This window comes from Congzhengia sp. (genome assembly GCF_037235575.1).
GTDB classification, from domain to species: domain Bacteria; phylum Bacillota; class Clostridia; order UBA1381; family UBA9506; genus Congzhengia; species Congzhengia minquanensis.
Map to the genome: position 1 here is coordinate 42,379 of NZ_JAXUNN010000010.1, position 23,311 is coordinate 65,689.

Below are 23,311 nucleotides of genomic sequence, written 5' to 3' on the forward strand. Positions count from 1 at the left end.
GACAATCCAATATAAAATAATGCTTGACAGGAAACGAATTTTCAGATAAGGTATAAATAATATCAGGCAGGGGAGGAAACTTTTATGTTAAGTGAAGCTTCCAAAAAACGCTACAGCGCTTTTTGGCAGAACGATGCAACAGACCGTTTTTTGGTATATTTGTCTGCGCCCGATGGCAGCAAAAGCCCGGCGCCGGATTTTTCCGGACTGACAGAGGATGAGGTTAACTGGAAAGTACGCATGGATTTTGAATTCCGCGTGCTGCGGGAAAAGGAACGTATTTTGCATACAAATTATTATTGCGACGGGTTCCCAACCATATTTACAGATTTTGGACCGGGTTCTTTGGCGGCTTGCATCGGCGGAAGCTTCCAGGTGGCAAAAGACACAGTTTGGTTTGACCGCAATCCGATTATAAAGAATTGGGACAGCTATCCCGAAATTAAAATTTATAGAAATTCTGAAATGTGGCAGGCAACGGATACCTATACCAAAATGCTCTGCGAGGCAGGAAAGGGCATTTTCTATACCTCCATTGCCGACATCGGCGGAACGCTTGATATTGCCGCGTCGCTCAGAGGCACCAGCGAGCTGTTGTTGGACATGTATGACAATCCTAAGCAGGTAAAGGAACTGGTGAAAAAAATTCAGCCTGTCTGGAAAGAGGCGTTTTTCCATTTAAAAAGTATAACAGACGGCTATCAGGACGGCGTAACAAGCTGGATGCCCATTTGGTGCGAAAAAGCATATTTTCCGCTGCAGTGCGACTTTTCCGCAATGCTGTCTGCGGATATGTTTGAAGAATTTGTCCTTCCGGACTTAATTTATCAAACAGAGTATCTGGATCACTCCATTTACCATTTGGACGGACCGGGTGAACTTCAGCATGTTGACCACCTGCTTTCCATTCCGCGTCTGAATGCCATTCAATGGATTCCGGGGGCCGGCAATGCAGATGTTGCCGACGAATGTTGGTTTGAGCTGTATCAAAAGATACAGGCAGGCGGAAAGGGCTTGGTTTTGTTTGTTAACAGGCCGGAGCTGCTTGAAAATCTGTTAAAGCACATTTCGCCCAAAGGCGTTTATATTTATGTGACAGACACAGATGATTATACGGCTAGACAATTAAAGGAACTGGTGGAAAAAACAAAAATATAACATTAAGGTGCAACTGTCTTGTCGGCAATGAAAGCGGATCATATTGAAAATATAAAGAAATGGAGAGAACGTTATGGAATTTATATCATACAAAGACACCTCTGTCAGATTATCGGGGCGGTGGGATACGGAACGGTTCGGCGCGGCTGTAACCACGGCGCCGGGGGGCACAATAGAACTTGCGTTTTGTGGAACATGCGCTGTTTTACACTTTGACACAGACTGGAACGAACATCCTTTTCCCCATCTGTATCTTAGCGTGGACAATGGTGCGAAACTGGAAACACCTTTAAACCGGTATTTACGGATTGAGTGCGAAACAAGCGGGGCGCATTTTATCACGGTTGTCTTAAAAGGCGCCATGGAGCAGCAGCACCGCTGGCATCAACCGCTGGTGGGCAAGCTTTCCTTTTTGGGATATGAAGCAGAAAAAAGCGGCACATTGCCGCAAGACGATCGCCGCGTAATTGAATTTATCGGCGATTCCATCACCGAGGGAGTTTTAATCGACGCATTTTATAACGACGAGCGCATAAACCAGAAAAACAGGCCCAACCAGGACGATGTAACCGCCACCTATGCATATCTTTCCGCCCGGGCTTTGGGGCTGAAGCCGGTCATTATGGGTTACGGCGCCGTGGGCATAACAAAGGGCGGCTGCGGCTCTGTGCCAAAGGTGATAGAAGCATATCCCTATAACTTCAGCGGTTCTTTTGCACAACCGCAAAACCCTGACATCATTGTAATTAACCACGGCGCAAACGACAGGGGCGCCAAGGAGGAAGACTATTTAACAGGTTATTGGGAATTTTTAGAGCTTGTGAGAAAAAGAAATCCGGCTTCTAAAATCGTGGTTTTAAGCGCGTTTTGCGGCGCGTTCCACGAAGCGCTGGGCGAAATGGTGAAGCGGTTTAACGAGCAAAAAGGGGAAGCTGTTACATATATCGACTCTTACGGCTGGATTCCGGAAGAGCCTCTGCACCCGCTTCGCGACGGGCATTTTGAAGTTGCCCGGCATCTGATTCCTGAACTTAAAAAACTGCTTTAAAAGGCCCGGTGTCATGACACCGGGCGGGCAGCCTTTTTTCGGTATGCAGACGGCGGCATGCCGCAGGAGTCTTTAAAGGCGCTGCTGAAATGTGAAAAGTTAATAAACCCGACAGACAGCGCAATTTCAGAAACGCTGTCTGTTGTTGTTTCCAAAAGCTTTTTTGCCCGCAGAATTCTAACGCTTTTAATATAGTCGTTAATGGTCATGCCGGTTTTTTTACGGAATTCGCGGCACAAATAATATTTGCTGGTGTGAACGGTTTTAGAGAGCGCATCTAACGTTAAATTTGATGCAAAGTGGTTATTGATATATCCGATTAGCTGGTCAACGGCGCCGCAGTTATTTTTCGGCGCCGCCGCAGTGGCGGCTTTGCACAGCAGAAATAAGTCCAGCACGTTTTTCAATAAGTTCATTGGTGTTGTGTCGGTTTTCATGGAAAGAAAAAGCCCGTCGGCCCTGTCGTTTGCCTCGCCGCTTAAATGAAAATAATTTCCGCCGCGGGTGCCAAATAGGGTATCGATGGTAGTGCTGTCCCCAATTTGTGTAAGCAGACGGTTCATTTCATTTTTCTGAATGACAATTTTGCTCCTGATATATTCGCAATGTTCAGACGGCACAGTCATGTGGGGCAGCTCGCTGTCAATAAAATAAATATTTGCAGGCTCTAAAGGAAAAATTTTGTCGCCGCAGACCACATTTCCGCCGCCGGACAGCACGTGAATTATTTCATAGCTGTTGTCGAAAAAATGGCGTTTGTGGTTTAAAACATCTTTTCCCTGCTGGCGGTATTTCCATTGAATGAATGCGGGCATATCCATCACCTCTGCATAAAGCATAGCACAAATATGGCGCGTTGTCTACTTAAAAAAGCAATGTCAGCAAAAATTACCGCAATTTCGCAAAAGAATTTTATTATTCCTGTGCTAAACTGAAATTAAAAAATAGGAAAGGATTTTTCAACCATGGAAAAATTTAAAGGCATTTTCCCGGCGCTTTTAACGCCGTTTGATGAAAACAACCGTTTTAACGAAAAAGCGCTGGAACAACTGATGGAGATGAATTTGAAAAAGGGCGTTCAGGGCTTTTATGTTGGGGGCAGCACGGGGGAGGCATTTTTGTTATCTGAATCTGAACGAAAGCAGCTTTACCGGTCTGCGGCGCAAATTGCAAACGGGCGGTGTACGCTGATTGCACACATCGGCGCAATCAGCACCGACCAGGCAGCGGAGTTTGGAAAAACCGCTTTAGAGTGCGGCTATGACGCAATTTCCTCTGTGTCGCCATTTTATTACGGTTTCACGTTTCCTGAGATTAAGCAATATTATTTTGATCTTGTAGGCCAGGTGGAGCTGCCCATGATTGTTTACAATATTCCCAAATATTCGGGTGTGACCTTAAGCGCGGACAATATCGGCGAGTTTCTGTCTGACGACCGGTTCATCGGCGTGAAACATACGTCAAATGACTATTTTGCAATGGAGCAGTTTAAATCGGCCTATCCGGACAAGGTGGTTTTCAACGGGTTTGACGAGATGTTTTTGGCAGGCCTCGCCATGGGGGCAGACGGCGGCATTGGCAGCACCTATAACTTTATGGCGGAAAAGTTTGTAAAAATGCATACGCTTGTGAAAGAAGGCCGCTTAAGCGAAGCACAGCCCATTCAAAAAGAGGTAAACCGCATTATTGCGGCGCTTATAAAGGTTGGCGTTTTAAAGGCCGAAAAGGCAATTTTAAAAATGATGGGAATTGACTGCGGCGCCCTGCGAAAGCCCTTTGGTCAGTTAAGCAAAGAAGAAGAGTCCTATGTTTATGAAACAGTGAAGAACCTGTTTTAAGCTTAAAATAACGAACAGCGTCTTTCCGGCAGGAAAGGCGCTGTTTGTTGTCCCACAATAAAACAGTTGCAATTGGCCGTTTGATTATGTTATAATATAAAATACCGGAGAAATTACTTATTCGGTGTGATATTCACGTTTAGGAAAGGCAGATGGAAATGAACTTAAAAAGAAATGTTACGGCAATCGGATTTATTTTAACATTTATTTTGACAATTAGTATTTGCACGCCGGCATTTGCTGCAAACCAGCTTCCCGCTCCTGCGGGGCCGGTCTGGGGCGAAGGGCTGAATATAAGCTGGAATTCTGTTGAAAATGCGGCAGGTTACGAAGTGGCGATTTATTGCGGCTCAAGAAAGGCAAATACGGTCACGGTGAAGACCACAGAATTGGATTTGACAAAGCACGTTGGATATGGCGGTACATATAAGGTTCGTGTGGTTGCTTTAGGAGACGGCACAAATTACACGGACAGCGCATTTTCCAGCTTTTCAGAGGATAAGATTTTGCGCGGTGACACTGCTGTAAAGTATGACGTTTATGTAGACGCGCAAAACGGAGACGACTTTGGCGCTGGAACCATGGAAGACCCATACCGCACCATTGAACGTGCCCAGGGATATGTCAGCATGGCCGCAAGTTTAGTGAATTTCGACGTGAACGTAAACCTGCGGGGCACGTTTTATTACGGTGAGGACGAGCTGTCCCGTTTTGTTACGTCAAGAACAAGCAACATTAAAAACCGCGGCGGCTCCGTTGTGGACTCCTACGAAATTCAATCCGCAGTAAGAATTGGAAGCGGAGATAAATTGCGCAATGGCAAGCAGACCATTTATAAAAACTGGGACGGATATGAGGCCGCTCTTAGCGGAGGAAAACGCATCGGCGGCTGGCAGCTTTATGACAGCGAAAAAAATATTTGGAAAGCAAATGTGGGAACCGATAAACGGGCAAGAGAAGCGCGGCAGCTTTATATCAACGGAAACCGCGCCATGCGGGCACGTTCCGCTTCCATTCCCGAGGGCGCTCTTTTTTCCGGCAAAACGCAGTATGTGGGAAAAGACCTCGGCATGCAGAACTGGGAACATTTGGACGATGTGGAATTTGTGTATTACAGAAAATGGTGCAGTTACCGTGTGGGCGTTCAAAGTGTTGCGCCGGAGGGGGACAAATATGTTGTAAATTTCGACCCCCATGCATGGGATTTTGCCACCAATCCCCACTCCTCAAAAACAGAAATTACGTTGACTGACGATTTGGAGTATATTGAAAATGCATATGAGCTGTTAGACACAGAGGGCGAGTTTTACATTAACCGCCACACCGGCGACGTGTTCTATATGCCGGAGCCGGGAGAGGACATGACAAAGGCAACTGCCGTTGTTCCTGTTATCGACGAGCTTTTAGTCATTGAGGGCGACAGCGTGACAAACCGCGCCGAAAATGTTACCTTTGACGGAATTCACTTCACTGAAACAACTTGGCTTCGGCCCAACGGCGCGATGGGGCACCTTTCCAACCAGAGCGATGTCAGCCGTCACGAGGGAAAGCTTTATGAGGCGGCTATTCGGGCACAGACTGTGAATAACGTCAATTTTCAAAATTGTGTTGTAAATAACGCGGGAAATATGGGAATTCTTTATTTAAAGCAGTTTCAAAACTGTACGCTTATCGGAAACGTGGTGCGCGACACCTCCGGCGTGGGCGTGGTGTTAGGCGACCCCAGCCAGGGTTACGGCGGTAACAAGGATTATGCGGCCGACCCCGCCAATGCCAACGAGGGAAATTTGGTTTCCAACAACTACATTCATAACATTGGGCTTGATTTTCCCAGCGCGACCGGGTTTGTCGGCGGCATGCTCCGCAATACAAAAATCACTCACAATGAAATTTCCTCCTGCACCTATTCGGGTATCTCCGTTGGCTGGCACAGCGGCGCCGATCAGGTTGAGGTGGGAAACGAAATCTCCTATAACTTAATTAAAGACGTTTTAACAGCCGGAATTGACGACGGCGGACAGATTTATCATTTAGGTCCCACCGCCGGCGACGAAACCACTCCGGGATGGCTGATTAAGGAAAACCATTTGGTGAACACATATGGCTCGGTTTCGCCCATGTATGCCGATAATTCGTCTTCCTGGCTTACCTTTGAAAGAAACGTGGAGAGCACAAGATATTCTGTAAACGACGACCAGATCCGTGCAGGTTATGCCCAGGGCGGGGGAAATATTTCAAAAAATATTTTATTTAAGGATAACTTTTTTACCAACGGCAGGTTCCGCGACAGCGCCACCAACACCTGGATTGAGGGAGACCGGAAAACGCTGTATAACGAATATGTCGGCAACAAAAAATATCCCAACGAATCCTGGCCGCAGGAGGCATTGGCCATTATCAATAAGGCGGGTTTAGAGAGCCGGTATAAAGACATTAAAACAGACAAGGTAAATTTGATTACTGACGGCAGCTTTGAGCACACCAAAACCAATTATGCCATGCCATGGAAAGCCGCCCAGGCCAAAATAACAAGAAATTCTTCCGAGCGGACAGACGGGTTTTATTCCGGACGGGTTGAAATGACCGGAAGCAGCGGCACCATTTCACAGACGTTTCGGATGGACACCTCGAAATCGTATGACATCAGAATAAAAGCAAAGGGAGACGGCGTTTCCACACACCTTACAGGCGTGTTGACGGTGGGCGGAAAAAGCGCCATTGTTTTAGACGGAGACGTAATCCCGGACAGCTTTACCATGATTGGCTCCCACCTTCGGGCGTCGTCAGATGAACAGGTGTTCGAGGACGTAACCTTAACCATTCGGTTTTCTTCACTTTTAAACGGTGACGCTGTGTATTTGGAGGAGTGCTCTGTGGTTGAAGCCGGGCAGGATAAAATCGTCATGAACATCGACACGGTAAATTCCAAGGCCACGGTAGAATATTCCGGGGCAACGGAGAACAAATCTGTTGTCGCTTCTTTGGCGGTTTACAATCCCCAGGGGTCCCTGACGGATATTTTGTGGAACACAGAAACCATTCGCGAGGGAAGCTCTGAAATTTGGGAATATCCCTTTCCTGAAAACACACACAGCGGCGACACGTTAAAACTGTTTTTGTGGGATGCAATATCGCTTAAGCCTTTCGTGCCCTATGAAACGGTTATCATTCCTTAAATAAAGGAGAATGAGTATGAAAAAAACAATTTGTCTGCTCGGGATGCTTCTTCTGTCTTTTGCACTTGTGTCCTGCGGCAGCGCTAAGAAAGAAAAACAGGAAACAGTGGTTCGCAAAACTGCAGAGCAGTTTGCAGGCTATCAGATGGAACAGGCTTCGCTGAAAAAAGCCGGAAACTATGAAGAAGGCGGCGTAAGCGCCGTTGTTACGGGATTGTCTTATGAAGACGTTGTGACAAAAATAAATCTGCACATTAAAAACGACACAGACAGCCCCTTGCGGGTTATGACGGCCAATCTATCTATTAACGGGCTTATGTCAACAGACAGCCTGTTTTCTGAAATACCGGCAAAAAGCGAACAGGATGGATTTGTAGAAATCAGCAACGAGTAGTTCGGCAAGATGGGAATTGAAAAAATAACAGAAGCAGAGTTTGTTGTTAAAGTGTTTGACAGCGACAACAATGAAATTATGCAGTCGGAGGTCATTCGCGTAGAAACAGACGCGCCGGCGTCTTATAAACAGAACTATGACGACAGCGGCTTTGAAATTTACAATGAAAACGGCGTAAAGCTCTCTGCCCGTTCCCTTCAGAAAAGCGAACTTTCTGACAACATGGAAATCGTCTTTTATGCCGAAAACAACACAGACAGCGCAATTTCCATCATGTCTGGCAACGTTTCGGTGAACGGAAAATCAATTGAACCGCTTTTCGTAATGTCTGTGGGAGCAGGTAAAAAGGCTGTGGATACCATGGTTTTTTATGACAAAGATTTAAAGGAACTAGAAATCGGCGAAATTCAAACCGTTGAGGCAAAATTTAAAGCCTTTAACGAGAATTTAGAAACGGTTTTTGAAACAGATGCGGTAAAGGTGCCCATTGCCTAAGCAATCTGTAAAAATCATCATAAACAAAGCTTTTCCCGCATAGGTTTACTATATAGCCTCAAGCGGGGGAATAAAGTTGAAAAGAAAACAAAAATTTATTGCCAATACTTTTTTGCTCACCGTGGTTACGCTGTTTATGCGCGCGGTGGGCGTTTCTTTTAATGTATATATTGCAAACAAAATCGGGGCCACGGGCATGGGCCTGTTTTCGCTGATTATGTCTGTTTATAATTTTGGCGTTACGTTTGCCTGCTCGGGCATTAATCTGGCGGCGACGAAAATCGTGTCGGAGGAGCTGGCTGTGGGCTCAGAGGGCGGTGTGCGGCGCGCTGTGCGCAGGTCCGCCGTGTATGGACTGATTTTCGGCGGGGCGGCCTTTTTGTTGATTTTTTTCGGCGCGCCCTTTGCAGGAAATGTTCTTTTAAATGACGAAAGAACGATAAAACCTTTAATGATTTTAGCCGTTTCGCTTCCCTGCGTTGCAATGTCGGCTGCCGTCAGCGGCTATTTCACCGCCGTCGGACGGATTTATAAAAGCGCGCTGGTTCAGGTGGCTGAGCAGCTTATCCGTGTGGCCGGATGTGTTATCCTGCTGGACTTTTTGGGCAGAACGGATGCCCAGGCGGCCTGTAATTCCGTTGTTGCAAGCGGTTGCGCGGCAGAAATTATTTCATTTTTTATGATTTTTATTCTTCTAAAAATTGACATGAAACGATATTCCAAACGCGGCGCAAGCCAGGGCATTACCAGGCGTATGCTGTGGATTGCCCTGCCTGTGGCGGTGAGCTCCTATGTGCGTTCGGCCCTCAGTACCATTGAGCACACCATGATTCCAAAGGGATTAAAAAAACACGGCAGCGACGCTGATACGGCCCTCTCGTCCTACGGAATTGTTCACGGCATGGTAATGCCGCTGATTTTCTTCCCCTCGGCGGTGCTTCAGGCGTTTTCGTCTCTTTTAATCCCTGAGGTCACCCGTTACCACAAAAGGGGGGACACAAATAAAATTAATGCGCTGATAGAAAAATCACTGTATACAACATTGGTGTTTTCCATTGGTGCAAGCGGAATTATGTTCTTTTTTGCGGAAGAAATCGGCATGGCGGTGTATAAAAGCCCAGAGGCCGCTTACTTTTTAAAAATGATTGCTCCGCTGGCGGCGGTGATGTATGCTGACGGCGTGGTGGACGCTGTTTTAAAGGGGTTAAACCAGCAGGTTTATTCCATGGGCTACAACATAGCGGACTCAGCGATCGCCATTGTTTTAATGATGTTTTTGCTGCCTGCAAAGGGAATAGACGGCTACATCATCATTATTTATGTAACAGAAATGGTAAACGCTTTTTTGAGCATTAACCGTCTGCTGCACGTGTCAGATTTTAAAATTCATCCCTTAAAGTGGACGGTGCTCCCGTCTATCGGCATTTTTATGTCGGTCTATTTTGTAAAAAGTTTTGGAGGCGCACCGACAAGCACAGGAGCAATCATTGGAATGATCTGCGCGGCTGTCGGAATTTATGCAATATTCATGTTGCTGCTTTCCGCCTGGAGCTTTAAAAAAACATTGGTTGCAAAACGCTTCCCCATATGATAAAATAAAATCATATGAGGAGGCGTTTTTTGTGGCAAATAGCTGGACAAAAGAACAACAGGCGGCAATTGAATCGAACCATCAAAATCTGCTGCTGTCAGCAGCCGCAGGCAGTGGAAAAACCGCTGTGCTTGTGGGCAGAATTATTGCCCGGCTGACGGATAGAACCGCGCCGATTGCGGCGGACAGACTGCTGGTGGTAACCTTTACAAACGCCGCAGCTGCCGAAATGCGGGAGCGGATTATTTCCGCCTTAACCGTCCTCGCGGAGAAAAATCCGGAGGACTCATTTTTGGCAAACCAGCTTTTGCTGATTAAAAAAGCACAGATTACTACCATCGACTCTTTTTGTATTGACCTTTTGCGCAGAAACTTTGTGGCAGCAAACCTCCCGCCGGATTTCCGCATTGCAGACCCCACGGAAAACGCGGTGATGCGCGACGAGGTGCTGGACGAGGTTTTAACAGAGATGTATGACGATGAAACTTATGCCGGCGACTTTTTTGAACTTTTAGAGTCCTACGCCAACGCAAAGGCAAATGATAAAGCCTTTCGGGAGCTGATACATTCTCTGTTTCTGTTTGCCATGAGCCTGCCAAACCCAAAGGAGTGGCTCATACAGGCGGCCGAGGCGTTTCGCGAAAACGAAAATTTTGAAGATACGGTGTGGTGCCGGTTTGTTTTGAAAGAGGCCAAAGCAGAGCTTTTTAAATGTGTATCCGAATATGACTTGATGATTGCGCTAACAGAAAAAGACGGACTTTCGCGCTACCAGTCCATTTTGATGGAGGAGCGGGAACTGTGCCAAAAAGCTGCCATGCAGGAAACCTACGACGGTTTAAAAGCCGCAGTGGAGGACGTTTCATTTCAGACAAGGCCCCGAGTGCCGAAAGACCTGGTTCCAAAGTATGTGGACACCGTGAACGCTATGCGGGACAGGATTAAAAAAAAGCGGATTGGGAAAATCCGGGAAAAGATAATGCCGATTACAGCCGCCCAGCAGGCCGAGGCAATTCAAAACGCCTATCCTGTAATGCGGTGCCTGTCCCAAGTGGTAATAAGACTTTCAGACCGGTTTTTAGAAAGAAAACTGGAAAAGAACATGCTCGATTTTAACGACTGCGAGCACATGTGCCTCCGCGTTTTAACCGATGAAAACGGAGGCCTTTCCGAAACAGCGATTCAAACGCAAAAAAATTATGATGAAATTTATATTGACGAATATCAGGACACCAGCAGGCTGCAGGAAGCAATTTTTTCAGCTGTGAAAGATAAGGACAACCTGTTTATGGTAGGGGACATTAAGCAGAGCATTTACCGGTTTAGAAACACCGACCCGTCTTTGTTTAAAGAGAAGCGGGACACGTTTTTAAAAGAGGAAGACGCGAAAGACCGTAAAATTATTCTTTCAAAAAATTTCAGAAGCAGGGAAAACGTGCTCTCGTCGGTGAACTACATTTTTGAACGGATTATGTCGGAGAAATCCGGCGAGATTGACTATAACGAAGACGAAAAACTCTACCCCGGTGCAATGTTTCCGGAAAGGGCAGTCAGCCCGGTGAACACAGACACAGAGCTGTGCTTAGTTGACGTTTCCGCCATCAAAGAAACAGCGGCTGATCTGGAGACGGAAGATGCGGAAAAGCAAGAGCTGGAGGCCATGTTCACAGCAGACCGAATTGCAGACCTTTTAGAGGGCGGGGAGCAGATTTTTGCTGACGGCGTTTACAGAAAACTGCGCTGCAGCGACATCTGCATTATTTCAAGGAACGTGAAAGACTCCGCTCCAATTTTGGCCGCCGCGTTGTCGGAGCGGGGCATACCCTGTTTTTCTGAAAACACCGGCGGATTTTTAAACAGCTCGGAAATCACTGCGGCCATTGCCATGCTGTCTGTCATCGACAACCCATATCAAGACTTGCCGCTTTTAACCATTTTGCGTTCTGTAATGTTTGGGTTCACGGCAGACACCTTAGCGCGCATTCGGTGCTGCGATAAAACCGTTAGCTTTTACGAGGCCATGCAAATTTGTGCAGAAACAGATTCCCCCGAGGGGGCAGGCGCCCGGGAAGTGCTGGATTTTATTCGGGAATTTATCGGCAAATCAAAATATATGAGCGTCAGCGCTCTGTTGATGGAAATTTACAACACCACCGGGTTTTACGACGCCCAGCAGACGCAGACAAACGGCGCAATCCGTCGCGCAAATTTAAGACTTTTGTATAACCGTGCAAAAGAGTTTGAGAGTACGGGGTTGAAGGGATTATACAGCTTTATTCAGTTCATCAGCGATTATACCGCTGCCGGCGGGGATTTCGATGCGGCAAAAACCGTAGGCGCAGAGCAGGACGCGGTGCGCATTATGAGCATTCATAAATCCAAGGGGTTAGAGTTCCCGGTGGTTATTTTGTTCGGCATGGAGCGCAAGTTTAACATGATGGACTTAAAAAAGGGCGTGTTATTCCACGCAGGTCTGGGATATGGGCCGAAATATGTGGACACAAAACTTCGAATTACCTATCCCTTTGCGCCCAGGGTTGCCTTAGAAAGCGTTTTGAAAGCGGAATGTGTGGCTGAGGAAATGCGGATTTTATATGTCGCAATGACCCGGGCAAAAGAAAAGCTGATTTTAGTGGGGGCAGTAAATTCCGTTGAAAAAAAAGTAAACGCCTGCCCGGAGGCCGGAAAAAAACGCAAAATTTCGGCGGGACTGCTGTCAGAGTGCAGCTCTTATTTAGACTGGATTTTGACGGCGGTATTAAACCACCCCGACTTTGGGGTACTCCGCAAAATGTGCGGCACGGAACGGCAAATCTGTATGGACGACAGCAGATTTTGCCTGAAAATTATTGACAATGCGGCCTGCTTTTTTGCGCAGGAGGAAAAAGAGGTCCAAGCTGAACAGGAGGAAAACAGGAGCGTAGTCAGCCGCATTTTGCCGCTGGTGGAATATCAATATCCAAACCCTGCAGACACTGTTTTACCGTCAAAAATTACGGTAACAGAGTTAAAACGCAGAACTCAGGAGCTGGAAGAAGAGGGCGGCGTTTATCTGTTTCAGCCGCCGAAAACGCTGAACCTGCCGTCAAGAAAGCTGACGGGCGCACAAATCGGAACCGCCTATCACACGGTTATGCAGCACATGGATTTGTCCCTGCCGATTGTAACAAGGGAGGACGTGCACCGCCAGATTCAAGCCATTCAGAGCAAAGGCTTTTTAACCGGCGAGGAAGCCGGCGCGGTGAACCCTGACAAAATTTTAAAGTTCTTTTTGTCCAATGCCGGAAAGCTGATGCTTGACGCAAAAACAATGCGGCGGGAAGTAATGTTTGGCGTTTTAGAGCCGGCAAACGAGCTTTTAAAAGAGTTTCACAGCAACAAAAAAATTATGCTGCAGGGCGTTATCGACTGTGTTGCGGAAACCGACGACGGACTGTGCATCATCGACTATAAAACCGATAGAACATTTCGGCCGGAAGAAACAGTGGAGAAGTATAAAATTCAGCTGGATTGCTACAAAATGGCTGCTGAAAAAATATTTCATAAACGGGTCGCGTGCAAAATTCTATATTTATTTGACGCAGATATGGCAATTTTTTTATGAAATTCTGGAATAAGAGGAATTTTTGTGCAATATATGCAATAATTGTTGAGAAATGCCGTTGAATTTTGCAATATTTGTGTTGCGGATTTGACGAAATATGATATAATGATAAGTGATAATGGGCAAAGGAGTACTCCTTTGTTTGTAAGCATGCTTACAAACAAATTCTACTTTGCTGAAATAGAACAATACAAGGAGGAAAAAGCATGAAAAAAATTATGTCAGTTTTGGTTTCAGCAGTGATGCTGTGCGCATTTATGCTTCCGGCTGCTGCCGCAAATACAGCGGTAAACTATTCTGAAAATCTTTATTTGGGATTTGAAACGGAAGACGAAGCTGCTCTGGGAACAGCTGTGTCAAACGCTAAGAAAGAATTAGTCAGCGGCGGCGTGTTTGGAAGCAGCAGTGCACTGAAGGTCACTGTGAGCGACGACAGCGGTTTCGGCGCATTTAAGTATGATTTGTCGACTGTGGTTGGCAAAAATTATAACGTTTCTGTTTATTTAAAACCGGAAGAAATCACATTTGGTACGGTTAAAGCAATTTTTTATCATGACGCATTGAAAAACGGTGAAACGGCAGACGGCTATGAAGAACTTGTCATGAAAGCGGGCGAAACCACAGAAGACGGTTATATCAGATATTATATTGACAATTATAAAATGAATCCGAACGCAAGGGTTTGGGCATCGTCAGCAGACGGCGGTTCGGCGAATTATCCGAAAACAGACGATTTGGCAACAACACTGGAAATCCGCGTGGGTGCACAGGGTACATATATCATGGACGAGTTAAAATGCGAGCCTGCCGATAATAAAATTCTGCAGGCTGACAGCTTTGAGCTTGCCTCCGGTCTAAGCGCAAATTATGCAAGAACGCCATCTAACTCAGACCCGTGGACAAGCGATGTGTTTGCTGCAAAAATGCTTCCCCATGATCAGGCAAAGCATACGCAGTTAGATGGAAATAATTGCCTTTTTATTGTTGGCAGCGGCGAGCAGGGCGCTTTCTTTTCAGACGTAACTTTAATGCCGGCTACCACATATCGCCTGTCTGCAAAGGTTAGAATGAACAACCTTTCTCGGTCAGTCAGGGCCTTTATGCACAACCCAACCAATACTGCTATTACCTCGGACGAAAATTATTTTTCGTTTACGTCCGGGAAAATGTATGGGCCTGAAACAAAATATGAACAAGACGGCCAGTGGCACGAGTTTGAATATTACTTCCGCACGAAACGCTCGAAAAATGTACCGGAAGAAACATATTCAAAGGACGGATTTGTAATCGACCGTATTGGAATTGCTTGTACAAGCGGCGGCTATGAATCTTGGTATATTGATGACATGTGCTTAGAAGAGGTGAACGAGCTTCCATATAACGGCAGCTTTAACCACAATGGATTTACCGGCGACGCCAAAAACGGCACAATAACTGTTCCTGCATTTGAGGCCGGAGATAAATTCACCACGCTGACTGCTGTCCCTGACGACGGCACAAACGCTGACCGCGGAGATTATTTGAAAGTTTCTTTAGTAGGTGGAAAGAGCAGCGATCCAGATCCCGATAATGCAGAAAAAACAATGGGAACGACACGGCGCTTGCGTGCTGTTGTAAACTTAAAACAGCAGCAGAAATACAGATTGTCGTTCTGGATGAGATTGACGGAAAATTCCACTTTAAAAACTGCAACGGTGTCTGCAATGCACAATATCGGCAAGGTGGAATATGAAGAAGGCGGAACGCCAGCTTATGGCCGCATTACGGTTCCGAACGGCAGCGTTACAACTGAGTGGAAAAAATATACAGCGGAATTTAATGTTCAGAACGCCCAGAAAGTTGGTGACTTGTACCTTAGCGTGAATGGCGATGCGCCAGAGCAGGATACGGAACTTGCAATCGACGAAATAAAACTTGAACCTATCGGCGCTGAATATTATGATGCTTCTGTAACAAAAGTTGGCAACACCTTAACAGCCACAGAAACAACAGGCGCAAACGTTGGCGAAGTTTTAGAAAAGTATTATAACTTTTATGTGTCAAGCGACGGCGTTCACTATGCCAAGGCAGGCACAAACACAACAGGAAGCTTTGAACTTCGCGGCAGCGACTTTGGCAAGTTTATGAAATCAGAAGTTATTGGAACAAAAGCCGACGGCACGGTTTTAAAAACGCAAAGCAGCCCAATTGAAATAAAGATTACAGGTTATCAGCTTAGCTTTACCAGCAGCTTAACAGACGAAACCGTAACGGCAACTGCAACATACTATCCCGAAAACGACGAAACAATGCAGTTTGACGCGATTATTGCCCTTTACGGATCGGATAATTCCTTGCTTGGGGTTGAACATGTTGCATCGGGTAACAACACGGCTTTTTTAAGCATTGCAAACGTCAGCGGTGCGGTGAAAGCAAAAATCTTTGCTTGGAACACACTGGAGTCTGCAATACCTCTTGTAAAATCGGTGGAACTTCTGGCAAACTAAATAAAAATTATAAAGAGGTGCGATTTTTTCGCACCTCTTTTTTATGCTTTAATTTCGTTATAAATCCTTGTTAACTGATCCCAAGTGTTTTTATCGAACCCATTTTGAGGCAGGTTAAACTGTTTTTGAAAATCGGAAATTGATTTTTGCATCTTCGCATCATATTCACCGTTTATGTTCGGACGGGAGATGTTGGCAAAGGTGTCTGCCAGTTTGTTTAGCATTACTTGTGCGACATATAAAATATCCTGCTCTGTTTCCGGTTGATCATACACCACGCCGTGAGGATATGCCCCCTCCGGTTGTTTCAGTTCATCTGTTTTTTTATTATAGGCGTCCCGAATAGCGCTGAAGGTCTGGCTGTTCACTGTTCCAGTAGCGTTTAAGTCGTTTTCCGCTTGGAATTCTTTCACACGGTCGGTTGTCTGGCCGCCGAAGATGCCGTCGGGTATGCCCGGCAGAGGCTTTTCTGCGTTAATATACCGCAGCATGTGTTGGAGGGAGTAAACCGGTCGGCCGGTTAAGTTGTCAGTGTTTACCTCAATTCCGCGTACACTGTCTTCCTGGCCCTCCTTGAGTTCATAACCTGGGAACTGACCAAAACGCGGCTGTGCTCCCTCGCGGATTTCAATAAACACTTCTTCAATCCTTTCCCATGTTTCGCGGTCTACCACACCGGTTTCCGGCAGTCCAAACAGTCCTTGAAATGTTAGAACGGCGGTTCGAGTGTTGGGGCCAAAATTTCCTGTAGGCGTAACAGGAGATATTTCCGTATACACAAGGGAAATTCCGTTCAAATATTCCTGAAGTGCCTGGACACTGTCACCCCTGGTTCCGGCAGAAAGCAGCGTGCCTGGGTAAGGAAGAATTTGAACCGGGGCCTCATTCTGACCGTTGTCTGTGGCAATATAAATACCTTTTACCGCATTATACATGGCCTCCCATGTTCTGTCATCCACAATGCCGTTTTGAGGCAGGCCAAACTGTTTTTGAAATGCAATAACGCCGTTTAGCGTCTGCTGGTCAAAAGAGCCGCTGTTGGGCACAAAGGGAATTTGGTTATAATACTCCGCTAAAATGTTCAGCATCAGCTGCATAATGGAAACCTTTTCTCCTGTGTCGCCTTCCGTGATGGCATCGGGATATTCTAACGATAAACCAAACAAGGTGTTGCCCATGCTGTTTAATTCGTTTAAACGGTTAATGCCTACCACTAAGCTGACTAGCTTATACCACGTAGCGCGTCCCACAACGCCGTCCGGTGTAAGGTTAAAAATTCGCTGAAAGGTTTTTACCGCCTCTTCCGTGCTTTCTCCAAAAATTGCGTCGGGAACAACTTTGGGAATGAGCGGATAATTCTTTGAAACAAGGTTTAACGAGTTCTGAATCCGGCGGACATTGGGTCCGCGGTCGCCGGTGCTGATGGGATAGCCGGGGTATGACTCTAACGATGTTTCAACAGGTACGTCGGTAATGATATTTACATCATCTCCATAATAATATTGAATAATTTGGTAGGGCAGATATCCCTGGTTGGCAAGACTGACCGAACCCCACTGGGAAAGCCCCTCACAGGTGACAGTGGTGCCGTTGCAGAAACGGGCAGCAAGGGGTTCTAAAAAGCCTTCCCTTCTTAAATATGAGTCGAAAATGTCATCCACGATGCGGTTGATGTCGCCAAAAATATTTCTGCCCGGAACGAAGGCCTGGTCATATTGCGTCGTATTTGTAATGTCGAAATTATAACCGCGTGCCCTGTAAAATTCTGTGTAGATTTTATTTAAAGCAAACGAAATCTGCGCATAGATATTTGCCCGCAGCGCGCTTTCCGGCCATGTGGGATAAATTTCGCTGGAGGCTACATTTTTGATATAATCAATAAACGAAACCGTTACATTCTGGGCGTTGGATGCAGGAAGTCCCAAATGTACGGTAATAAATTCTGGAATAGTTGCTCCTACCGGCATGTTGTTTTCTCCTTTCTATTATAAGTTTTGTTTTGGAATTACAACGGTCTTTGTTGTATCGCGCTCATTCACAAATTCGGGCAGGGGAATCATCTCTACGGTTTGAATCGTCAACTCGTCGCCGAAAACCTGAACGTTATCGATCATAGCGGTATAGTACATGGGATGGCGCACCGCAATGTTGTAATCTGCGAAAGGGAGGGTGTCGGAGGGCGACTGAGAATCTTCTTTTGCAGGCGCGGGAACCGGAATATTTGGTGTCCTTCCATCTTCATCGGTCAAATAAAACGAAACAACTTTGTTTTCGCCGTCGCGGTTTTTATAAATGATGACGGCGGCCTCCGGCACCGGACGTGTTCCGCGGGCAGAAACCGCCTGCACTAAAATTTCACCCTGACTGTTTTCTGCTGCAAATTCATCGTTTGAAACATCAAAAACGAGTTCTCCATTGGGGCTGGCCGGCTCGGCGGGCACAGGTATCGGTTCGCGGTCTTCGGGGGAGGGGGTAACGCGCTCCGTTTGACCATCCTCTATTGATTCGCCCTGTTCCATTCTGTTAGCGGATCGCTCAGTTTGCGGCAGCGTGGGTTCCCCTGTTTCAGTCATCGACTCATTTTGTACCGGTATTCTTTCGCCAGCTGGAGCGGACTGCTCTTGGGTCATTTGGGAGGGCGCCGGCTCCATATCTGGCTGTTTTGGAGCCTCCTGCGTCTGAGTATCTGGCTTCGGCATGTCGAAATTTTCGTAATATCGTGAGCTTCGAATTGTGGCCATAAAAAAGCTTCCTTTCCGTTTTGTTTTACTGTTTATCTATATGAAATGAAAATGCCAATCATGCATTTCCAATTTTTACATCGTATATTTCGGGAACTTTTGTTTCCGTTTGACGTTGTATATATTGTGAGCAGCGAGGAACGACAAAATAAAACAGACATAACGAATGGCAGACCAGGCTTTGCTTTCTGCCAAATAAAATATTTTATGCATACGCATCACTCAGACAGCAAAGGAACGGCAAAAGATTTTTTTTAAATTCTAAGGAGGAATCTTAATGTTTAAAGCAAAAAAATTGACTTCATTTATACTTTCAGCATGTATGGCATTTGGTTTTGGGGCAACAGCATTTGCAGCACTTCCCAGTGACGCAGTAGACTCAAAATATGCAGATGCAATTGAAGTTTTAGGCGCGCTTGATATCATGGTTGGTGACGCTGAAAGCGGCGCTTTCAGACCTGAAGATACAATCAAACGTTCTGAGTTCGCTAAAGTTGCAGTAACCTCTATGGGACTTGGCAGCATTGCAGAAAACTCGGAATATCCGACAAAATATCCCGATGTGGTAGAAAACCACTGGGCAAACGGTTATATCAATGTTGCGACAAACCAGGGTATTGTAATCGGTGACGACGAAGGCAACTTCCGTCCTGACGACACAATCACCTACGCAGAAGCTGCAACGGTTCTGGTTCGTTTAATCGGACACGGCCCTGCTGCAGAGAAAAAAGGCGGATTCCCGACAGGCTACATTTCGGTAGCATCTCAGCAGGGAATTACGAAAAACGCAGTTGCAAGCAACGACACAGCAGTTGTTAGAGGCATGGTTGCACAGATGACCAACAACTCTTTAACAGTTAAGAAAATGGAACAGACAAGCTTCGGCGGCGACGAATCTTACGAAATCGTTGACAAAACTCTTTTAGAAGACGAGCTGAAAACAAAAATCGTAAAAGGCCAGATTACAGCTGTTGGCACAAGCAGCTTAACCGGCTCAAGCTCACTCCGTGACAACGAAGTAAGAATTGGCGAAAACGTATATGAAGTTGAAAACAAAGCAATGGCCCAGGCGTCTCGCCTCTTAGGCTTCAATGTAGAAGCTTATGTTAGAGAAGACGACAACAAAGACGAAAAACTCGTTTTGGCCCGCGCTGAGAAAAACAAGAATTCGTCCATGAAAATCAATGTTGAAGACATTGAAAAAATTACAGAGGGCGAAAAATTAAGAATTGACTATTGGAAAGATAAAGAAAACGATACAAAAACACAGTATGTGAACGTATCGAACGATGCAAAATATATTTTCAACGGCAAAGCAATTGCATTTGACAAAGCAGAACTTCAGCCTGCTTCCGGCAGCCTGTTAGTTTTAGACCAGGACCGCGACGACGTTTATGATGTTGTATTCATTGAGTCTTATGAAAACTATGTAGTTGAAGAAGTAATTGCATCCAGCAACAGAGTAACAGACAAATACGGCAAGCCTTCATTGGTGTTAGACCCTGAAGACAAGAACGTGAAGTTTGTTATCACAAGAGGCGGACAGGAAATCAATATCACAGATTTGAAAGAATGGGACGTTCTCTCCGTTGCAACCAGCAAAGATAAAACAATTATCATGGTTGAAGTTACAACCGAAAGCGTAACAGGTAGAGTTGAAGAAATTCACGGCGACAAATATGTTATCAATGGTGAAGACTTCAGAATTGCTGCAAACTATACAGAAGATGTGAACTTAAACGACGAAGGCACCTTCTACCTGGATAAAGACAGGAACATCGCAGCAGTTGACGCTACAAGCGGCCTTTCTTCCAACTACGCTTACCTGGTAGCAGCCGACCTTACAACTGGCTTTGATAAAAACCTCCAGATTAAAGTATTTGATAAAAACGGCGAAGAAAAAGTTATGACTTCCGGCGACAAAATTAAGTTCAACGGCCAGTCTAACAAAACGCCGAACGAAGTATTAACAGCATTAAACGGTGCAGACAGCGACGTTGACCCGCAGCTTGTAACCTATGAAACAAACAGCGAGGGCGTGTTAACACAGATTAACACTGCGAAAGACAGCACAAGCTCTGGTACAATTGATAAAACAACGTTCACACTGAATGCAAAAGATACGTTAAAATACCGCGCTTCCGCGAAAAAACTGGGAAGCTACAATGTAAACAACAACACAATCGTGTTTGATATCCCCGAAGGTGAAACCGACCCGGATAAATATTCTGTAGAAACCATCTCCCTGTTTGAAGATGAAACAGAATACGACGTATCCATCTATGATGTAGGCGAAGATTTAACAGCAAAAGTTATCATTGTTACAAATTCTAATGGCATAGCCAACTTAGAAGCTTCGGCAGCAGTTGTTGAAAAGATTGGTACAACCATCAACAGCGACAATGAAACAGTGGAAAGACTCTACGCGTTCATCGACGGTGAAAAGAAAACCTTCACAACAGCAGAAGACGATATACTGGTAAATGAAGACGGCGACGCACTTGCCGCTGGCGACATCATTCAGTTCAAAACGAACGCTGCCGGCGAAATCGAAAGCATCAGAGTATTATTTGAAGCAAAAGATAAAGCCACAGAAGGCACACAGACAATCAATGAAGACTTGGTAACGGTATACGGTAAAGTCGTTAAGAAGTTTGCAAACTCGATTAACGTGTCTGTAAACGACGGTGCGGTTTCTAACTACAACATCAACGGCGTTAAGGTTTATGAATTCAATTCAAACAAAACCACCAGCCCGATTAAAGTAGTAGAACCCGGTGACATCCCGCAGTACGATGAACTTGACGAAAGCCGCGTATTCATCAGAATTTACAAAGATGAAGTTAAGGAAATCGTAATCGTAAGATAAAGCAGCCGACCAACAAAAAAAATATATCCGGTATCACACAGCCGCAGGAAGAAGCGGGCACAGAGCAATCTGTGCCCGCTTCGACCGTTGCGGCTTATTTTTATTGCAAGACCCCTCCCCCTTGCATCATTCATAATAAATCAAAAAACTTTTAATCTTGATTTAATGAAACAAAAGTAAAATAAAAGCAAAGACACAGGAAAGGAAGGACAAAAATTGCAGGAAAGCTTTTTTGACAGTGAAACAATGCTTTTGTACGAGGGTGCAGTGATTGAGCTTACATCAAGATTTGAGATTATGCAGAGGCAGATTATTATACGGGAAAAACGAAACGCGATAAAGAATATTTACAGCCGTATTAAGTCCGATGAAAGCATTTGTGGAAAGCTTTTCAGAAAAAAATTGCCGAAAACTGCGGAGGCTGCTCAAATGTATTTAAATGACATAGCGGGACTGCGGGTGATTGTTGGGTTTATTGACGATGTTTATCAAATTGCTGAAGCTTTAAAAAAACAGGAAGATATAAACATTTTGTCTGAAAAGGATTATATTAAAAATCCAAAGCCAAACGGCTACAGAAGCTATCACCTGGTGGTAAACCTGCCGGTTAGGACAACAGAAAGCAGTAAAAGAGTGAACGCAGAAATTCAGCTTAGAACGATTGCAATGGACTTTTGGGCAAGCCTGGAGCATGAAATGAAATATAAAAAACATATACAAAATCAAGACCTGATCTGTTCGGAGCTAAAGCGCTGTGCCGACGAAATGGCGTCGGCAGATGTAGATATGCAGGCAATCCGCGACATGATTGCAAAAGGAGAATGAAACATGAAACTGTTATATGCCGAAGATGAAAAAGATCTAAGAAGATCCTTAAGCAGGATGCTGAGAAAACACGGATATGAAACCGACGATGTTCCCAATGGAAAGATAGCAGCACAAATGGGTCTTGCAAACGACTATGATTTAATGATATTTGACATTTTAATGGAAGAAATGAGCGGCATTGAGGCGCTTAAGATTCTACGAGAAAACGGGATTAAAACCCCGGTTTTGCTGCTCACTGCAAAGGATAGCATTTTAGATAAAATTGAAGGGTTGGATGCCGGTGCAAATGATTACATCACAAAACCGTTTTCCATAGGAGAACTGCTGGCCAGAATTCGTGTTTTGACAAGGGAGAGGGCAGCAGAGAAAGGCCGGTTTGTTTGCGGCAATCTCGTTTTAGACATGGAAACCTCTGAGCTTTCAGTTGGCAGCACCTCCTTTAAACTCAGCAACAAGGAAATTGAAGTGATGAAGCTTTTGCTTGGGCAGAAAGACCAGATGGTTACTACATTAAAATTGAAACAAAAGGTATGGAATGTTGAAACAGACGAAAAAATCATTCCGCTCTACCTCTCATTTCTAAATAAAAAGCTGACCTTAGCAGGCGCTGATTTAAAAATTGCGGAAAAAAGCGGCATGATTTATTTAAAGCAAGTTTCAGATTAATCCTATTTTTTACCACCTTCGTCAATGGTTGGGATAAACCGCTTGGCAAACTTGCCTTTGCCGCGGTTTTTCACATAGAAAAATCCGATGATGCTGAATATCACCGCACCAACAAAGTTAACCATTAAGTCTTTCATGGTATCAATGAGTCCTATGTCTAAATATCCGCCCAGTCCCAAATCCTGTCCGTTCACTGAAACGCTGTGGATTCCATTAATAACAACCGGCGTGTTGCTTTTTAATGGGTCTAATGTCACAGAGGAAATGGTGTTTACAATAAAGTCCTTTTGCATATCGGTATGGAGCACTGTGTCGCAGAAAAACTCAAAAAACTCCCACAAAACGCCAATGGTCATGGAAAAGCAAAAGGCAACAATGGCCAAATAAAACGGGGAGAGCTGAAACTTAAAATGCGCG

At 45.3% G+C, this 23,311-nt stretch carries 15 protein-coding genes and 1 pseudogene; 12 read left to right on the top strand and 4 right to left on the bottom strand.

Annotation, left to right across the window (positions count from 1 at the left end):
• Positions 1–84 precede the first annotated feature (84 nt).
• Together WIG73_RS01560 and WIG73_RS01565 are read left to right on the top strand one after the other, a co-directional pair.
• Complete coding sequence (locus tag WIG73_RS01560; protein WP_337398998.1) at positions 85–1,158, top strand: hypothetical protein; 1,074 nt, start codon at positions 85–87, stop codon at positions 1,156–1,158.
• Positions 1,159–1,231: 73 nt separating this feature from the next.
• Positions 1,232–2,206 carry a GDSL-type esterase/lipase family protein gene (locus WIG73_RS01565; RefSeq protein ID WP_337398999.1) on the top strand — a complete coding sequence of 325 codons (975 nt, stop codon included), beginning with the start codon at positions 1,232–1,234 and terminating at the stop codon, positions 2,204–2,206.
• Positions 2,207–2,217: 11 nt separating this feature from the next.
• Here WIG73_RS01565 and WIG73_RS01570 read toward each other — a convergent pair whose 3' ends face one another.
• Entirely contained in the window at positions 2,218–3,021 is an 804-nt protein-coding gene (locus WIG73_RS01570) for a helix-turn-helix domain-containing protein (RefSeq protein ID WP_337399000.1), read from the bottom strand.
• 150 nt (positions 3,022–3,171) lie between these two features.
• Here WIG73_RS01570 and WIG73_RS01575 point away from each other — a divergent pair, with 150 nt between their 5' ends.
• The 7 genes from WIG73_RS01575 (at position 3,172) to WIG73_RS01605 (ending at position 15,790) form a co-directional block, all read left to right on the top strand.
• Positions 3,172–4,044 carry an N-acetylneuraminate lyase gene (locus WIG73_RS01575; RefSeq protein WP_337399001.1) on the top strand — a complete coding sequence of 291 codons (873 nt, stop codon included), beginning with the start codon at positions 3,172–3,174 and terminating at the stop codon, positions 4,042–4,044.
• Between the two features lie 158 nt (positions 4,045–4,202).
• Positions 4,203–7,220 carry a right-handed parallel beta-helix repeat-containing protein gene (locus tag WIG73_RS01580; protein WP_337399002.1) on the top strand — a complete coding sequence of 1,006 codons (3,018 nt, stop codon included), beginning with the start codon at positions 4,203–4,205 and terminating at the stop codon, positions 7,218–7,220.
• 16 nt (positions 7,221–7,236) lie between these two features.
• Positions 7,237–7,614, top strand: coding sequence for a hypothetical protein (locus WIG73_RS01585; RefSeq protein ID WP_337399003.1), 378 nt, complete (start codon positions 7,237–7,239; stop codon positions 7,612–7,614).
• Positions 7,615–7,623: 9 nt separating this feature from the next.
• Positions 7,624–8,109 carry a hypothetical protein gene (locus WIG73_RS01590; RefSeq protein WP_337399004.1) on the top strand — a complete coding sequence of 162 codons (486 nt, stop codon included), beginning with the start codon at positions 7,624–7,626 and terminating at the stop codon, positions 8,107–8,109.
• A 76-nt stretch (positions 8,110–8,185) separates the two neighbouring features.
• Positions 8,186–9,700 (top strand): oligosaccharide flippase family protein, encoded by a 1,515-nt coding sequence (locus WIG73_RS01595; RefSeq protein WP_337399005.1) that lies wholly within the window; start codon positions 8,186–8,188, stop codon positions 9,698–9,700.
• A gap of 31 nt (positions 9,701–9,731) precedes the next feature.
• Positions 9,732–13,304: a helicase-exonuclease AddAB subunit AddA gene (gene addA / locus WIG73_RS01600; RefSeq protein ID WP_337399006.1), complete on the top strand. Its 3,573-nt coding sequence runs from the start codon at positions 9,732–9,734 to the stop codon at positions 13,302–13,304.
• Positions 13,305–13,510: 206 nt separating this feature from the next.
• Entirely contained in the window at positions 13,511–15,790 is a 2,280-nt protein-coding gene (locus tag WIG73_RS01605; RefSeq protein WP_337399007.1) for a hypothetical protein, read from the top strand.
• Positions 15,791–15,831: 41 nt separating this feature from the next.
• Here the strand turns inward: WIG73_RS01605 and WIG73_RS01610 are convergent, their stop codons facing one another.
• Positions 15,832–17,757: a peptidoglycan-binding protein gene (locus WIG73_RS01610; RefSeq protein WP_337399008.1), complete on the bottom strand. Its 1,926-nt coding sequence runs from the start codon at positions 17,755–17,757 to the stop codon at positions 15,832–15,834.
• A gap of 18 nt (positions 17,758–17,775) precedes the next feature.
• Positions 17,776–18,531 (bottom strand): hypothetical protein, encoded by a 756-nt coding sequence (locus WIG73_RS01615; protein ID WP_337399009.1) that lies wholly within the window; start codon positions 18,529–18,531, stop codon positions 17,776–17,778.
• Between the two features lie 277 nt (positions 18,532–18,808).
• On the opposite strand from WIG73_RS01615, the gene WIG73_RS01620 reads away from it, so the two are divergent.
• The 3 genes from WIG73_RS01620 (at position 18,809) to WIG73_RS01630 (ending at position 22,894) form a co-directional block, all read left to right on the top strand.
• Positions 18,809–21,400, top strand: a complete 2,592-nt coding sequence (locus tag WIG73_RS01620; protein WP_249311845.1) for an S-layer homology domain-containing protein — start codon at positions 18,809–18,811, stop codon at positions 21,398–21,400.
• A 216-nt stretch (positions 21,401–21,616) separates the two neighbouring features.
• Positions 21,617–22,225, top strand: a complete 609-nt coding sequence (locus tag WIG73_RS01625) for a GTP pyrophosphokinase family protein (RefSeq protein WP_337399010.1) — start codon at positions 21,617–21,619, stop codon at positions 22,223–22,225.
• Between the two features lie 3 nt (positions 22,226–22,228).
• Positions 22,229–22,894 carry a response regulator gene (locus WIG73_RS01630; RefSeq protein ID WP_177677457.1) on the top strand — a complete coding sequence of 222 codons (666 nt, stop codon included), beginning with the start codon at positions 22,229–22,231 and terminating at the stop codon, positions 22,892–22,894.
• A 2-nt stretch (positions 22,895–22,896) separates the two neighbouring features.
• Here the strand turns inward: WIG73_RS01630 and WIG73_RS01635 are convergent.
• A pseudogene (locus tag WIG73_RS01635) lies at positions 22,897–23,311 on the bottom strand (hypothetical protein); the annotation flags it as partial.

Excerpts from the sequence above, each read along its gene's own strand:
- WIG73_RS01560 (WP_337398998.1), top strand. The coding sequence starts at position 85 with ATGTTAAGTGAAGCTTCCAAAAAACGCTACAGCGCTTTTTGGCAGAAC.
- WIG73_RS01610 (WP_337399008.1), bottom strand. The coding sequence starts at position 17,757 with ATGCCGGTAGGAGCAACTATTCCAGAATTTATTACCGTACATTTGGGA.
- WIG73_RS01590 (WP_337399004.1), top strand. The coding sequence starts at position 7,624 with ATGGGAATTGAAAAAATAACAGAAGCAGAGTTTGTTGTTAAAGTGTTT.
- WIG73_RS01630 (WP_177677457.1), top strand. The coding sequence starts at position 22,229 with ATGAAACTGTTATATGCCGAAGATGAAAAAGATCTAAGAAGATCCTTA.
- WIG73_RS01615 (WP_337399009.1), bottom strand. The coding sequence starts at position 18,531 with ATGGCCACAATTCGAAGCTCACGATATTACGAAAATTTCGACATGCCG.
- WIG73_RS01605 (WP_337399007.1), top strand. The coding sequence starts at position 13,511 with ATGAAAAAAATTATGTCAGTTTTGGTTTCAGCAGTGATGCTGTGCGCA.
- WIG73_RS01575 (WP_337399001.1), top strand. The coding sequence starts at position 3,172 with ATGGAAAAATTTAAAGGCATTTTCCCGGCGCTTTTAACGCCGTTTGAT.
- WIG73_RS01620 (WP_249311845.1), top strand. The coding sequence starts at position 18,809 with ATGTTTAAAGCAAAAAAATTGACTTCATTTATACTTTCAGCATGTATG.
- WIG73_RS01585 (WP_337399003.1), top strand. The coding sequence starts at position 7,237 with ATGAAAAAAACAATTTGTCTGCTCGGGATGCTTCTTCTGTCTTTTGCA.
- WIG73_RS01580 (WP_337399002.1), top strand. The coding sequence starts at position 4,203 with ATGAACTTAAAAAGAAATGTTACGGCAATCGGATTTATTTTAACATTT.
- WIG73_RS01565 (WP_337398999.1), top strand. The coding sequence starts at position 1,232 with ATGGAATTTATATCATACAAAGACACCTCTGTCAGATTATCGGGGCGG.
- WIG73_RS01570 (WP_337399000.1), bottom strand. The coding sequence starts at position 3,021 with ATGCCCGCATTCATTCAATGGAAATACCGCCAGCAGGGAAAAGATGTT.